Below are 14,169 nucleotides of genomic sequence, written 5' to 3'. Positions count from 1 at the left end.
GAACCGCAGGGGAGCAGACGATGAAGACGGCACTGGCCTTCTCCGAGATCGACGCCGGGATGCTCGCCGAGGTGGGCGGCAAGGCCGCGAACCTCGGCGAGCTGGCCAGGGCCGGCCTTCCCGTCCCGCCGGGATGGGTGCTGACCACGGAGGCGTACCGGCGGGTCGCGGAGGGCCTGGAGACGAGCGGCGACGGGCTCGCCGAGCGGGCCAGGCGGCACCTGCTGGAGGCGCCGGTGCCGGAGGACGTGCGCGAGACGATCGTGACGTCCTACGCCGCGCTCGGTGACGACGTGGCCGTGGCGGTGCGCTCGTCCGCCACGGCCGAGGACCTGCCCTTCGCCAGCTTCGCCGGGCAGCAGGACACCTACCTCAACGTCGTCGGCGCCGAGGCGGTGGTCGAGGCCGTGCGCCGCTGCTGGGCCTCGCTCTGGACCGACCGCGCGGTCGCCTACCGCGAGTCCAACGGCATCGACCACGCCGCCGTCCGGCTGGCGGTGGTCGTGCAGGAGATGGTGGACGCGCGGGTGGCGGGCGTGATGTTCACCGCCAACCCGGTGACCGGGCGGCGGCGCGAGGCCGTCATCGACGCCAACCCCGGGCTCGGCGAGGCCGTCGTCTCCGGCGCCGTGAACCCCGACCGGTTCGTCGTGCACGGCGGCGAGATCCTCGAACGCCACGCCGGCGACAAGCGCCTGACCATCCGTTCCGTGCCCGGCGGCGGCACGGAACGCGTCGAGACCGCGCACGACGGACTCTGCCTGACCGACGGCCAGGTGCGCGCGCTGGCCGAGCTGGGCGCCCGAGTGGAGGACCACTACGGCGCGCCCCAGGACACCGAGTGGGCCATCGACGGCGACGGCCGGCTCTGGCTCACCCAGGCGAGACCGATCACCACCCTCTACCCGCTGCCCGACCAGAGCCGGCCCGGCCTGCGGGTGTACTTCTCGGTCAACGTCGTCCAGGGCGTCATGGGGCCGCTCACCCCGATGGGCCTGTCGGCGTTCCGGCTGATCTCCTCCGGGGCGGCGGGGCTGCCCGGCTACGGGCCGGCCGACCCGCGGGACGGCGCGCCGTTCATGACCGTGTCGGGCCAGCGCATGTGGCTGGACCTGACCACGGCCGTACGCAGCCGCTTCGGCCGCGCGGTCCTGCCGCGCATGCTCGCGCTGGGCGAGGCGCGCACCGTCCCCGTCTTCGAGCGGCTGATGAAGGACCCGAGGCTCTCGGTGGTGCACACGTCACCCCGCCCGGTCCTGCGCGGCCTGCGCAGGTTCGCCCGCCGCATCCACGCGCCCTCCCGGATCCTGCTCGCCCTCACGCGGCCGAAGGAGGGCCTCGCGTACGCCGCCCGCATCGGCGAGCAGCTGGACCGGCGCCTGCGGCTCCCCGAGGCGGCCACCCCCGCCCAGCGCCTGGACCACGCCGAACGCCTGCTCGCCGCCACCTTCCCGGTCATTCTCTCGATCATGCCCATGGTGCTCACCGGTTACGGCCTGTTCGCGCTGGCCTCCAGGCTCTCCGGCGTGCCGATCGCCGACATGCAGGACGTCCTGCGCAGCGTCCCGCACAACCCGACCACGGAGATGGACCTGGAGCTGTGGCACCTGGCCACCCGCATCGAGCCGGAGCCGTTCAGGAAGGAGCCGGTGGCCGAGCTGGTCCGCCTCTTCGAGGCCGGCAACCTCCCGCCGGTCGCCCAGCGCGAGATCACCGCGTTCCTGGACGAGTACGGCCACCGCGGCGTGGCCGAGATCGACCTGGGCGTGCCCCGCTGGTCGGAGGAGCCCGCGCACATCCTCGGCGTGCTGGCCAACTACCTGCGTATGGACGGCGGCGCCGACCTCGCGCCCTCCGCGCTGTTCGCCAAGGGGGCCGAGGCGGCGCGCTCCGCCATCGCCCACGTGGCGTCCGAGGCCCGCCGCAAGGGCCGCTGGCGGGCCGCCGTCGTGCGTTTCGGGCTCCGGCGGACCAGGGAGTTCGCGGGGCTGCGCGAGCTGCCCAAGTTCTACCTGGTCAAGACCCTCGCCGGGGTGCGGCGGAGCATGCTCGCGGTGGGGGAGCACCTGGTGGGCCTCGGCGTCCTGGACTCGGCGCGGGACGTGTACTTCCTCGGCTTCGACGAGGCCAGGGCCGCCCTGGACGGGGGCGACCTGCGCGCGGTCGTGGCGGAGCGGCGGGAGACGTACGAGCGGGAGTCGCGCCGCAGGCACGTCCCGAGGGTCCTGCTGTCCGACGGCACCGAGCCCGAAGCGCTCGCGACCAGTGCCGTGGAAGGCGCGCTGACGGGCACCGCCGCCTCGGCCGGCACCGTCAAGGGCGTGGCCAGAGTGGTGCTCGACCCCATCGGCGCGCACCTGGAGCCGGGCGAGATCCTGGTCTGCCCCTCGACCGATCCGGGCTGGACGCCGCTGTTCCTGACGGCGGGCGGGCTGGTGATGGAGATGGGCGGCGCGATGTCGCACGGCGCCGTGGTGGCCAGGGAGTACGGCATCCCGGCCGTCGTCGGCGTCCCCGACGCCACCCACCGCATCACGACGGGGCAGGAGATCGAAGTGAACGGCGCCGCGGGGACCGTGACGCTATCGTGATCAAATGCCCGAGACCTACTGGAATCACAACGTTCATTACCAGAGGCTCGTCCTGAAGCTCGTTCCCGAGGACTGCGCGCACGCGCTCGACGTCGGATGCGGTGACGGGCTGCTGGCGGGCAAGCTCGCGGCCCGCGTCCCCTACGTGACCGGCGTCGACCGCTCCGCCGAGGCGATCGCCATGGCCCGCGAGCGCCGCCCCGGCAACGTGTCCTTCCTGGAAGGCGACTACCTCGACGGCCGGCTCCCCGAGGGCAAGTACGACCTCGTCACCGCCGTCGCGGTCGTCCACCACGCGGACTTCGGCGAGGCCATGGACGCGCTGGTGGGGCTGCTGGCGCCGGGCGGCCGGCTGGTGATCGTCGGCAACGCCAGGGACCGCACGCTCCTGGACGGGATCGTCCGGCTCTCGGGCCAGGCGGTCTCGCACGTGCTCAAGCTGTTCCACGGCGGCAAGCGCGGTCCCGGCGTGCCGGCCATGGACCCCGTCATGTCGTGGGGCGAGGTGGGGCGGGCGGCCCGCCGGCTGTTGCCCGGCTGCCGCTTCCGCCGCCTCCTCCTGCGGCGCTACCTGCTGGTCTGGGACAAGCCGAGGTAGCGCCGGACGTCACCGTACGGGGAGCACCACGTCCTCGTAACGGGCCTTCATCGTGGCCACCACCTCGTCGGGGTCGGCGGCCCAGATATCGGCGTTGAAGATCTCCACCTCGACGTCGCCCGCGTAACCGGCGTCCAGGACGGCCCGCGTGATCGGCCGGAAGTCGATCACGCCGTCGCCCATCATGCCCCGCCCGAGCAGGATGTCCTGCGGCAGCGGGTGCAGGTAGTCGCACACCTGGTAGGAGGCGATCCTGCGGCCGGCCCGCGCGATGTCCTCGAACACCCTCGGGTCCCACCACACGTGGAACGTGTCGACCACCACGCCGACCTGCTCCTCCGGGTGGGCCAGGCTCAGGTCCAGCGCCTGGCCCAGGGTGGACAGGACGGCGCGGTCGGGGCAGTAGATCGGGTGCAGGGGCTCCAGGGCCAGCTTGACCCCGCGCTCCCCGGCGTACGGCGCCAGCTCGGCCAGCGCCTCCGCCACGCGCTCGCGCGCCCCGGCCACGTCCCGCGAGAACCCGCTCGGGGGCAGGGCCTCGCCCGGCTTCACCCCGGGCAGGCCGCCGACCACCATCACCAGGCAGGCCGCCGAAAGCTCGGCCGCCTCGTCGATGGCCCGCCGGTTGTCGTCCAGCGCCTGCGCGAAGGCCCGCCGGCCCTCCTCGCCGGGCAGCCCGCCCGCCGTGAGGAAGCCGCCCCGGCACAGCGAGGACACCCGCAGGCCGGCCTCGCGCACCAGCTTCACGCTCTCCGCGAGGCCCTGCTCGGCGACCTTCTCCCGCCACAGCCCGACCGCCTCCAGGCCGTGCCGCACGCACCCGTCCACGGCCTCGGCCACGGACCACCGCCGGGTCGTCCACTGGTTCAGCGCAAGGCTCACAGTCCGTTCACCGCCAGCAGCGCCTTCATCCGGCCCACGGCCAGCTCCTGGTCGGACAGGAGCCCGGCCTGGTCGGCGAGGCGGAACACCTCCGCCAGGTGCCGCAGCGAGCGGGCCGACTGGGCGCCGTTCACCATGGCGAACGCGTCCTGGTGGCCGTTCAGCCAGGCCAGGAAGACGATGCCGGTCTTGTAGTTGTACGTCGGCGTCTCGAAGATCTTCCTGGACAGGGGGACGGTCGGGGCGAAGATCTCGTCGTAGCGGGCGAGCTGCCGGGCGGCCTCGTCCGCGTCCTGCGCCGCCTCGGCCGCGTCCAGGGCCTGCAGCGCCGCCGTCGCCGCCGGGGCGATGGCGTCGAAGATGCCCAGCAGCGCGTGCGAGCCCGACTTGATCAGCGACGGGTAGTTGAAGTCGTCCCCCGTGTAGAGCCGGACGCCCTCGGGGAGCGCGGCGCGCAGCCCTACCTCGTGCTCCTCGTCCAGCAGCGACACCTTGACGCCGTCCACCATCGGGGCGTGCGCGTGGATCAGCTCCAGGAACGACTCGGTGGCCGCCGCCACGTCGCCCGAACCCCAGTAGCCGGCCAGCTGCGGGTCGAACATCTCGCCCAGCCAGTGCAGGATCACCGGCCGGTCCGCCAGGCCGAACAGCTTGCCGTACACCTGGTGGTAGTCCTGCGGACCCGCCGCCACCCTGGCGAGCTGGCGGGAGGCCATGACGATCACTCCGGCGCCTGCCGACTGGACGGTCTCGATCTGCTCGGCGTACGCGGCCGTGATCGTGTTGAGGTCGGCGGCCTGGGGCGCGTGGTCGGTGCCCGCGCCGCAGGCGACCAGCGTCGCCGGGTCGCCGTACGAGCGGGCCTCGGCGGCGCTGCGCCGGATGAGCTCCTTGGTCGCCGCCCAGTCCAGGCCCATGTTGCGCTGGGCGGTGTCCATGGCGTCCGCGACGCGCAGGCCGTGCGTCCACAGGTGGCGGCGGAAGCGCAGGGTCGCGTCCCAGTCGACGGCGGCGGGGGAGCTGGGCGTGTTGTCGCCGAGCGGGTCGGCCACCACGTGCGCGGCCGCATACACGACGCGGCCGGCGGGCGGCCCGCCGGGCACCTCCCATGTGACGGGCTCGCGCAGGGTGTAGGCGCCGATCCCGGGCAGGTCGATCGTCGTCACAGCTGCGGCACCTCGATCCTGCGGCCCTCGGCGGACGAACGCAGCCCCAGCTCGGCGAGCTGCACGCCGCGGGCGCCGGAGGCGAAGTCGTTCGGGAAGGGCGCGTCCTCCAGCACGTGCTTGATGAACGCCTCCCACTGCACCTTGAACCCGTTGTCGAACTCGGCGTTGTCCGGCACCTCCTGCCAGCCGTCGCGGAAGCGGGCGGTGGCGGGCAGGTCGGGGTTCCAGACGGGCTTGGGGGTGGCGGAGCGGTGCTGCACGCGGCAGTTGCGCAGGCCGGCCACGGCGCTGCCGTGCGTGCCGTCCACCTGGAACTCGACCAGCTCGTCGCGGTTCACGCGAACGGTCCAGGAGGAGTTGATCTGGGCGACGATGCCGCCTTCGAGCTCGAAGATCCCGTACGCGGCGTCGTCCGCGGTGGCCTGGTACGTGTTGCCCTGCTCGTCCACCCGGGCGGGGACGTGGGTCACGGCGCGGGCGTAGACGGACTGGACACGGCCGAACAGGTTCTCCATCACGTAGTGCCAGTGCGGGAACATGTCGAGCACGATGCCGCCGCCGTCCTCGGCCCGGTAGTTCCACGACGGGCGCTGCGCCTCCTGCCAGTCACCCTCGAACACCCAGTAGCCGAACTCCCCGCGCACCGACAGGATCCGGCCGAAGAAACCACCGTCGATCAGCCGCTTCAGCTTGAGCAGGCCGGGCAGGAAGAGCTTGTCCTGCACGACGCCGTTCTTGACGCCCTTGGCCGTGGCGGCCTCGGCCAGCGCCATCGCCTCCTGCGTCGACTCGGCGGTGGGCTTCTCGGCGTAGATGTGCTTGCCCGCCTCGATGGCCTTCAAGACGGCCTTGACGCGGGCGCTGGTGACCTGGGCGTCGAAGTAGATCAGGTTGTCGTCGTCGGCGAGGGCGGAGTCGAGCTCCGTAGTGAAATCCGAAATCCCATGCTTCGCCGCGATATCTGCCAATTTATCGGCATTTCTGCCGACAAGTACTGGCTTGATCTTCACCCTGCCGCCGTCCGAGAGCGTGACCCCGCCCTGCTCGTTGATGGCCAGGACGGAGCGGACCAGGTGCTGACGGTAGCCCATCCGCCCGGTGACGCCGTTCATCACGACGCCGATGGTGCGCACGCTCATTGAGGATCCCTTCAGGACAAACATGGGGAAAGCGCTTTCCCGAACCGTACGGCCGCCCCACCAACCCCGTCAAGTAGCCCCAACCCCCACACACCCGAAAACCCACCCCCCAGCCCGGCACCCGGGCCCGCAAGGGCACTCGGGCACGGTGCGTTCGGGCGCGGCGCCCGGCGGCGCAAGGGGCGCTTGGGCGCGGCGCTCAGCCCGGCGTTTGGGTGCGGTGGCCGGTCGGGCGGTCGGGCGGTCGGGCGCGAGGCGGGTGTCGGCGTCGTGGGTCGTTGGCGTCTTGCGGCGCGCCGGTGGGGCCGTGCGCGGGCCAGGCCGCGGGTGTGCGACGCGCCCCGACCCTCCCGGGTTCGGGTGGGTCGGGGCGCGTTGCGGTGAGGCGTGGGGCGCTAGAGGTCGCCGCGGGTCTCGAGGCGGCCCAGGGCCTTGGTGATGGGGTGGGCCGTCAGGGAGAGCTGCCACTCGCGGGCCCCGAGCTCGCGCAGCCGCTCCGTCACCGTCTCCTCGGTGATCTCCTCCGGCGGCTCCCAGGTGAGCCGCCGGACCGCGTCCGGCTGGAGCAGGTTCTCGGTCGGCATGTGGTGCTGCTCGGCCAGCCCCGCCACCACCGCTCGCGCGGCGGCGAGGCGTTTGGCGGCGGCCGGGTCGCGGTCGGCCCAGCGGTTGGGCGGTGGCGGTCCGTCGCCCGGGGTGCTCGGCTGCGGGAGCTGGTTGTCCGGCAGTCCGCGGGCCCGGGTGACGGCGGCGAGCCAGTCGCCCATGTAGCGGCGTGCGCTACGCCCGGTGAATGCTGATATTTCGGTCAAGGCCTTCTTGGTGCGGGGTCCCTCCAGCGCGGCGGTGACGATGGCCGCGTCGGGCAACACCCGCCCCGGCGCCAGGTCGGACTCCCGGGCGATCCTGTCGCGCATGGTCCACAACTCCCGCACGATCGCCAGCGCGCGTACGTTCCGGACCTTGTGGATGCCCGACGTACGCCGCCAGGGATCGGACCGCGGCACGGGCGGCGGCGTGTTGAGCACGGCGGCGAACTCCTCGCGCGCCCACTCCAGCTTCCCGCTGTCGGCCAGCTCCTGGTGGAGCACGTCGCGGAGCTCGACCAGCACTTCCACGTCGAGGGCCGCGTACCGCAGCCAGTCTTCCGGCAGCGGCCGGGTGGACCAGTCGGCGGCCGAGTGTCCCTTTTCCAGGCGCAGCCCGAGCACGGTCTCGACCATCGTGCCGAGTCCGACCCGCTCGTAGCCGAGCAGCCGCCCCGCCAGCTCCGTGTCGAACATCTCCCGCGGCCTGAACCCCACCTCGAGCAGGCACGGCAGGTCCTGGGAGGCGGCGTGCAGCACGATCTCCGCCTCGGCCACGGCCGCGTCGAGCGCGGACAGGTCGGGGCAGGCGATCGGGTCGATCAACGCGGTCCCGGCCCCGGCCCGGCGCAGCTGTACGAGGTAGGCGCGGTTGCCGTACCGATAGCCCGAGGCGCGTTCGGCGTCGACCGCCACGGGACCCTTGCCCGCCGCGAAACGCGAAACGATTTCAGTCAGCGCGTCGGCGTCCGCGATGACCGCTGGAATGCCCTCGCGCGGCTCCAGGAGCGGCACGACGGTATGTTCTTCTGTCACGAGTTCACCGACCTCATGACGCTTGTGCTGTCTTGACTGGTGCCCTCACTTCGTACGGTCACTCTCCGGATCATCGCGGCGGCGGGGAAGGGCGGCCACGTCGGGCGGGAGCGGCGGGATCCCCGCCGCCAGGCACATGAGGTCGCACCAGGCGGCGACGTGGCCGGAGAGATCCTCCTGCGCGGGTGACCAGGACGCCCGTAGCTCGAGCTCGGTCGTGACCGGGTCTTCGGCTTTGTTGCCGAACCCCTCTGACACGGCTCTTGTCACGGTACCGCCAGCGGCGGAGTAGTCGGCTTGGTGGGCCTCCAGAGCCTCCGTCAGCCAGCTCCAGACGACCGGCCCGAGCAGCGGGTCGGAGGTGATCTCCGGCTCCATGTCGGCCCTGACGTAGGCCACCAGCCGGAACGGGCCCTCCCACCCGCGCTGGCCGTCAGGGTCGTAGAGCAGGATCAGCCTGCCCACGGCGAGCTCTTCGTCGTCGCGGTAGACCGACGCGCCGATGGCCGACGAGTAGGGGGCCAGCCGCTGCGGCGCGGGCAGCTCCTCCAGCTCGATCTCCGGCCTGACCTCGGTCAACCGCATGCTCTCCGCCGCGCGCGTGAACGCCGCGGGCGGAGGAGGCTGGTCACTGAGTGTCATAGCGGAAGCGTAGGTCGAAGTCGGACGGAAGGGGACCACAGGGGTGCTCATCCTTCGTGATCAAGCCGCTGCCGTAACCAGCTGGCGAACCTGTCGGACGGACTCGGCGGTGCCGATGACGATCGCGTGACCGCACTCGACGCAGGCCCACTCCGGGCAGTGGCCGGGCTCGTGCCCGTCGAGGCACGGCGGCTGCTCGAACAGCCGCTCGCCGGCACAGGACAGGCAGCGCTCATTGCGGCGCTCTGGGGAAGTCCACAACGCGGTAGTCGCACGAGTCATCGAACCGGGGCCTTTCTTCGGGTCGTGGCTCCGACGTTGGCACGAGCCGCTGACATTTCCCCGCAACGCGCTCGGCGTGTCCCGAAAGTGGTCTCTGAATCGATGCCGCGCGGGGGGTTGGTGAACATTTGGCCCAGTCGAGACCGGCACTCTGGCCGGGCATGGGGTGTGTTCGACCCTCGTGCGATGCCGATGCCGAGCAGACCGGTAAACCTTCATCTGGCTATCTGATCATGACTTGGGGTGTTCGATCGATGTTTTTCCGACACCTCGCACCAGTGTCGGGACCGCCGCCCGGTCATGGCACCCTTGTGGAGTGAACCTCGCCGACTCAGCGTTCCTGCGTGCCTGCCGCCGCCAGCCCGTCCCGCACACCCCGGTCTGGTACATGCGCCAGGCCGGGCGGGCGCTGCCGGAATACCATAAGGTCCGCGGGGGCGTGCCGATGCTCACCGCCTGCGCGAGGCCCGATCTGATCGTCGAGATCACCATGCAGCCCGTGCGCCGCTACGGCGTGGACGCGGCCGTCTTCTTCAGCGACATCGTCGTCCCGCTCAAGGCCATCGGCGTCGACCTCGACATCAAGCCGGGCGTCGGCCCCGTCGTGGCCGACCCGATCCGCGACGCCAAGGGCGTCGACGCGCTGCGCCCGCTGGAGCCGGACGACGTGCCGTACGTCACCGAGGCCATCCGCGCGCTGACCGGCGAGCTGGGCGGCACGCCGCTGATCGGCTTCGCCGGGGCGCCGTTCACGCTCGGCTCCTACCTGATCGAGGGCGGCCCGTCCAAGAACCACGACCACACCAAGGCCATGATGTACGGCGAGCCGAAGCTGTGGCACGCGCTCATGGAGCGGCTGTCCACGATCGTGCTGGAGCACCTGCGCATCCAGATCGCGGCGGGGGCCTCGGCGGTGCAGCTCTTCGACTCCTGGGTGGGGGCGGTGGCGCCGGCCGACTACCGGGAGTTCGTCCTGCCGTACACGCGGCGGATCTTCGAGGGAGTGACGGACGTGCCGCGCATCCACTTCGGCGTCGGCACGGGCGAGCTGCTCGGCGTGCTCGGCGAGGCCGGGGCCGACGTGGTGGGCGTGGACTGGCGGGTGCCGCTCGACGAGGCGGCCCGCCGGGTCGGCCCCGGCAGGGCCCTCCAGGGCAACCTCGACCCGGCCGTGCTCCTGGCACCCTGGGAGGTCGTCGAGCGCAAGGCACGCGAGGTGCTGCGCCAGGGCCGGGCGGCCGAGGGGCACGTGTTCAACCTGGGGCACGGCGTGCTGCCCTCGACCGACCCCGACCAGCTCACTCGCCTCACCGACCTGGTCCACGAGGCGAGCGTCACCGGCTGACACCCGGCCGCAGATTCGAGGCCTGTCCCGCAGCGCGCGGGGCAGGCCTTTTCGCATGTCACGGAATGTTTCCCGGCGCGTCACTAGACTTGGATCGTTCGTTATCTTGTATAGTTCGTGTTTATGAAGACCACCGCCGAGGAGCTGCGCGGTGTAGGCCTGAGAGTGACGGCCGCCCGCGTCGCGCTGCTCGAGACCGTCCGGGAGGGCGATCACCTCGATGTCGAGGCGATCGCCTCCGGGGTGCGCGACCGTGTCGGCCATGTCTCCCTTCAAGCCGTGTACGAGGCCCTGCACGCGCTCACCGCAGCGGGACTCGTACGTCGCATCGAACCGGCCGGCAGCCCGGCCCGGTTCGAGGGGCGCATCGGCGACAACCACCACCACGTCGTGTGCCGCTCGTGCGGTGTCGTCGCCGACGTCGACTGCGCGGTGGGCGAGGTGCCCTGCCTGACCGCGTCCGACGCCCACGGCTTCACGATCGACGAGGCCGAGGTCATCTACTGGGGCCTGTGCCCCGAATGTTCCACCGCCCGCAGTGCCTGAGCACCGTGATCTAGTCCGGAAGGATTCCCATGTCTGAGAACCATGATGCAATCGTCACTGATGCGAAGGCGGAAGGCGCAGGCTGCCCGGTCGCGCACCAGCGCGCCCCGCATCCGACTCAGGGCGGCGGAAACCGCCAGTGGTGGCCGGAGCGGCTCAACCTGAGGATCCTCGCCAAGAACCCCGCCGAGACCAACCCCCTCGGTCAGGAGTTCGACTACGCCGAGGCGTTCAAGAGCCTGGACCTCCCGGCCGTCAAGCGGGACATCGCGGAGGTGCTGACGACCTCGCAGGACTGGTGGCCGGCCGACTTCGGTCACTACGGCCCGTTCATCATCCGGATGGCCTGGCACAGCGCGGGCACGTACCGGATCAGCGACGGCCGCGGCGGCGCCGGGGCCGGGCAGCAGCGCTTCGCCCCGCTCAACAGCTGGCCCGACAACGGCAACCTCGACAAGGCCCGCCGCCTGCTCTGGCCGGTCAAGAAGAAGTACGGCCAGAAGCTCTCGTGGGCCGACCTCATGATCCTCGCCGGCAACGTCGCCCTGGAGACGATGGGCTTCGAGACCTTCGGCTTCGCCGGCGGCCGCGCGGACGTCTGGGAGCCTGACGAGGACGTCTACTGGGGCCCGGAGACCACCTGGCTCGGCGACGAGCGCTACACCGGCGACCGCGAGCTGGAGAACCCGCTGGGCGCGGTCCAGATGGGCCTCATCTACGTCAACCCGGAGGGCCCGAACGGCAACCCCGACCCGCTGGCCGCGGCCCGCGACATCCGTGAGACGTTCCGCCGGATGGCGATGAACGACGAGGAGACGGTCGCCCTGATCGCCGGCGGTCACACCTTCGGCAAGACCCACGGCGCCGGCCCGGCCGACAGCGTCGGCGCCGACCCCGAGGCCGCCCCGATCGAGGCGCAGGGCTTCGGCTGGAAGAACAGCTTCGGCACCGGCAAGGGTGGCGACACGATCACCAGCGGTCTCGAGGGCATCTGGACGAACACCCCGATCACCTGGGACAACAGCTTCTTCGAGATCCTGTTCGGCTACGAGTGGGAGCTGTTCCAGAGCCCTGCCGGCGCCAACCAGTGGCGGCCGAAGGACGGCGCGGGCGCGGACACCGTCCCCGACGCCCACGACTCGTCGAAGAGCCACGCTCCGACGATGCTGACCACGGACCTCTCGCTCCGGTTCGACCCGGTCTACGAGCCGATCTCGCGGCGCTTCCTGGAGAACCCCGCCGAGTTCGCGGACGCCTTCGCCCGCGCGTGGTACAAGCTGACCCACCGCGACATGGGCCCGATCGTGCGCTACCTCGGCCCGGAGGTCCCGTCCGAGACGCTGCTGTGGCAGGACCCGCTGCCCGCGGTGACGCACGAGCTCGTCGACGCCGCCGACATCGCCGCCCTCAAGGACCAGGTCCTGGCCTCGGGCCTGTCGGTGTCGCAGCTCGTCTCCACCGCTTGGGCGTCGGCCGCGTCCTTCCGCGGCAGCGACAAGCGCGGCGGCGCCAACGGCGCGCGCATCCGCCTGCAGCCGCAGAGCGGGTGGGAGGTCAACGACCCCGACCAGCTGGCGGCGGTGCTGGGCACCCTTGAGGGGATCCAGAAGGCGTTCAACGGCGCCCAGACCGGCGGCAAGCAGGTCTCGCTGGCCGACGTGATCGTGCTGGCCGGTGCCGCGGCCGTGGAGAAGGCCGCCAAGGACGCCGGCTTCGACGTCCAGGTGCCCTTCACGCCGGGCCGCGTGGACGCCACGCAGGAGCAGACCGACGTCGAGTCGTTCGCCGCGCTCGAGCCGGCCGCCGACGGGTTCCGCAACTACCTCGGGAAGGGCAACCGGCTGCCGGCCGAGTACCTGCTCATCGACCGGGCCAACCTGCTGACCCTGAGCGCTCCCGAGCTGACGGTCCTCGTCGGCGGCCTGCGCGTCCTGGGCGCGAACTACCAGCAGTCGCAGCTCGGCGTCCTCACCGCGACCCCCGGGGCGCTGACCAACGACTTCTTCGTCAACCTGCTCGACCTGGGCACGACGTGGACGGCGACGTCCGAGGACGCGAACACGTTCGAGGCCAAGGACGACGTCACCGGTGCGGTCAAGTGGACCGGCAGCCGGGCCGACCTCGTCTTCGGGTCCAACTCCGAGCTGCGCGCGGTCGCGGAGGTCTACGCGAGCGACGACGCGAAGGAGAAGTTCGTGACGGACTTCGTCGCGGCGTGGGACAAGGTCATGAACCTCGACCGGTTCGACCTGGTCTGATGATCGACGTCCGGGTCGGCCCACGCCGGGCCGGCCCGGACGGCGTATCCAGCCTCAGGCCTCAGTACCCGGTCTCTGGGCGGTCAGGCCGCCTCGGGGCCGGGGCCCGGCGGGGGCGTGGGGACGGTGGGACGCCTGACGCGATTGCGCCGCGCCAGGTAGATCACCAGCGCGATCAGGGGCAGCGACGCGATCAGCCACGGCAGCAGCGCGCCGAGCACCGTCAGCGCGATCTTCGTGAACGACACCAGCGCCTTCCAGCCCGCCTTCAGCCCGCCCAGGAAGCCCGCGGGCTCCTCCTCGGGATCCTGGACCTCGGTGACCGGCCCGACCAGCCGGAGCGTCAGCGTGGCCATGGCCACCTGCGTGGTCAGCTCCTTCTGCTGCGCCTGCAGCGACTCCAGGTCCGCCTCGCGCGTGGAGATCTCCCGCTCCACCTGCAGGACCTGCCCGATCGTGTCGGCCTTCTTCAGCAGCGTACGCAGCGAGTCCAGCGACTGCTGCGCCGACTTGAGCCGGCTGTTGACGTCGGCCATCTGCATGGTGACGTCCTGGGTGCCCTGGTTCATGGACAGCTGCTTGCCCAGGTCCTTGCCGAGCCGGCCGAGCACCTCGGCGTACTTGTCCGGCGGGACCTTGAACTCCAGCATGGCCGTGTCCTCGCTGTCACTGGCCGAGCTGGTCTCCTCCTTGGACAGGTAGCCGCCCGCCGACGTCACGATCTGCTTGGCCTGCTGCACGGCGGCGGTGACCTGCTTGGCCCGCACGGTCATGCTGCCGGTGTAGATGACCTGGCGGTCCTGCTGGGTGAGCTTGACGTTCGAGACCAGCCCGCCGTCGTCCTTGCGCTGGGGTCTCGGCTGCTTGCCGACGTCCTGCTCCTGTGCCTGATCCGGCGCCGCGGAGGCCACGGCGGGTGCGGCCGCCCCGCCGCCCGCGTCGCTGGTGAGGACGTTCGAGCGGCTGCCGCCGCCGCAGCCGGCCAGGAGCAGGGCTGAGCAGGCGGTCGCGAGTGCGATTCCGTACCGGATTCTCCTCATGCCCATAAGACGGACGCGAGATAACCCCGGTTTGAGCGGATGAATCACGTTACGG

At 71.6% G+C, this 14,169-nt stretch carries 11 protein-coding genes; 5 read left to right on the top strand and 6 right to left on the bottom strand.

Translation table 11 applies throughout. The features are described 5' to 3' along the window. Positions 1–20: 20 nt before the first annotated feature. Positions 21–2,591, top strand: a complete 2,571-nt coding sequence (locus ACWEPL_RS36510; RefSeq protein WP_452438882.1) for a PEP/pyruvate-binding domain-containing protein — start codon at positions 21–23, stop codon at positions 2,589–2,591. Positions 2,592–2,595: 4 nt separating this feature from the next. Next, the gene (locus tag ACWEPL_RS36505; protein WP_355194481.1) at positions 2,596–3,189 is read left to right on the top strand and encodes a class I SAM-dependent methyltransferase; all 594 of its coding nucleotides are present in this window, start codon (positions 2,596–2,598) and stop codon (positions 3,187–3,189) included. A 9-nt stretch (positions 3,190–3,198) separates the two neighbouring features. Here the strand turns inward: ACWEPL_RS36505 and ACWEPL_RS36500 are convergent, their stop codons facing one another. From ACWEPL_RS36500 to ACWEPL_RS36480, 5 genes are all read right to left on the bottom strand, one after another. Continuing rightward, on the bottom strand, positions 3,199–4,071 hold the full coding sequence (locus ACWEPL_RS36500; protein WP_452438881.1) for a sugar phosphate isomerase/epimerase family protein: 873 nt from the start codon (positions 4,069–4,071) through the stop codon (positions 3,199–3,201). After that, on the bottom strand, positions 4,068–5,237 hold the full coding sequence (locus tag ACWEPL_RS36495; RefSeq protein WP_452438880.1) for a dihydrodipicolinate synthase family protein: 1,170 nt from the start codon (positions 5,235–5,237) through the stop codon (positions 4,068–4,070). The genes ACWEPL_RS36500 and ACWEPL_RS36495 overlap by 4 nt, the downstream gene beginning before the upstream one ends. Continuing rightward, positions 5,234–6,379 (bottom strand): Gfo/Idh/MocA family protein, encoded by a 1,146-nt coding sequence (locus tag ACWEPL_RS36490; RefSeq protein WP_192786504.1) that lies wholly within the window; start codon positions 6,377–6,379, stop codon positions 5,234–5,236. The genes ACWEPL_RS36495 and ACWEPL_RS36490 overlap by 4 nt, the downstream gene beginning before the upstream one ends. 395 nt (positions 6,380–6,774) lie before the next feature. Then, positions 6,775–8,001, bottom strand: a complete 1,227-nt coding sequence (locus ACWEPL_RS36485; RefSeq protein WP_363965844.1) for a ribonuclease D — start codon at positions 7,999–8,001, stop codon at positions 6,775–6,777. A gap of 45 nt (positions 8,002–8,046) precedes the next feature. Then, positions 8,047–8,643, bottom strand: coding sequence for a DUF3000 domain-containing protein (locus ACWEPL_RS36480; RefSeq protein ID WP_350722757.1), 597 nt, complete (start codon positions 8,641–8,643; stop codon positions 8,047–8,049). A gap of 622 nt (positions 8,644–9,265) precedes the next feature. On the opposite strand from ACWEPL_RS36480, the gene hemE reads away from it, so the two are divergent. From hemE to katG, 3 genes are all read left to right on the top strand, one after another. Next, complete coding sequence (hemE, locus tag ACWEPL_RS36475; RefSeq protein WP_363966604.1) at positions 9,266–10,270, top strand: uroporphyrinogen decarboxylase; 1,005 nt, start codon at positions 9,266–9,268, stop codon at positions 10,268–10,270. A 123-nt stretch (positions 10,271–10,393) separates the two neighbouring features. Next, positions 10,394–10,816: a Fur family transcriptional regulator gene (locus ACWEPL_RS36470; RefSeq protein ID WP_363965841.1), complete on the top strand. Its 423-nt coding sequence runs from the start codon at positions 10,394–10,396 to the stop codon at positions 10,814–10,816. 29 nt (positions 10,817–10,845) lie between these two features. Continuing rightward, positions 10,846–13,074: a catalase/peroxidase HPI gene (gene katG, locus ACWEPL_RS36465; protein ID WP_363965839.1), complete on the top strand. Its 2,229-nt coding sequence runs from the start codon at positions 10,846–10,848 to the stop codon at positions 13,072–13,074. Between the two features lie 83 nt (positions 13,075–13,157). Here katG and ACWEPL_RS36460 read toward each other — a convergent pair whose 3' ends face one another. Further along, entirely contained in the window at positions 13,158–14,114 is a 957-nt protein-coding gene (locus tag ACWEPL_RS36460; protein ID WP_363965838.1) for a DUF4349 domain-containing protein, read from the bottom strand. Between the last annotated feature and the right edge of the window lie 55 nt (positions 14,115–14,169).

The sequence above is a fragment of the Nonomuraea sp. NPDC004186 genome (assembly GCF_053603495.1).
This window is presented reverse-complemented; position numbering and strand designations above follow the sequence as displayed.

What these genes read in the sequence shown, in the direction of transcription:
- katG (WP_363965839.1), top strand. Translation starts at nt 10,846, where the DNA reads ATGTCTGAGAACCATGATGCAATCGTCACTGATGCGAAGGCGGAAGGC.
- ACWEPL_RS36510 (WP_452438882.1), top strand. Translation starts at nt 21, where the DNA reads ATGAAGACGGCACTGGCCTTCTCCGAGATCGACGCCGGGATGCTCGCC.
- ACWEPL_RS36505 (WP_355194481.1), top strand. Translation starts at nt 2,596, where the DNA reads ATGCCCGAGACCTACTGGAATCACAACGTTCATTACCAGAGGCTCGTC.
- ACWEPL_RS36470 (WP_363965841.1), top strand. Translation starts at nt 10,394, where the DNA reads ATGAAGACCACCGCCGAGGAGCTGCGCGGTGTAGGCCTGAGAGTGACG.
- ACWEPL_RS36480 (WP_350722757.1), bottom strand. Translation starts at nt 8,643, where the DNA reads ATGACACTCAGTGACCAGCCTCCTCCGCCCGCGGCGTTCACGCGCGCG.
- ACWEPL_RS36460 (WP_363965838.1), bottom strand. Translation starts at nt 14,114, where the DNA reads ATGAGGAGAATCCGGTACGGAATCGCACTCGCGACCGCCTGCTCAGCC.
- ACWEPL_RS36490 (WP_192786504.1), bottom strand. Translation starts at nt 6,379, where the DNA reads ATGAGCGTGCGCACCATCGGCGTCGTGATGAACGGCGTCACCGGGCGG.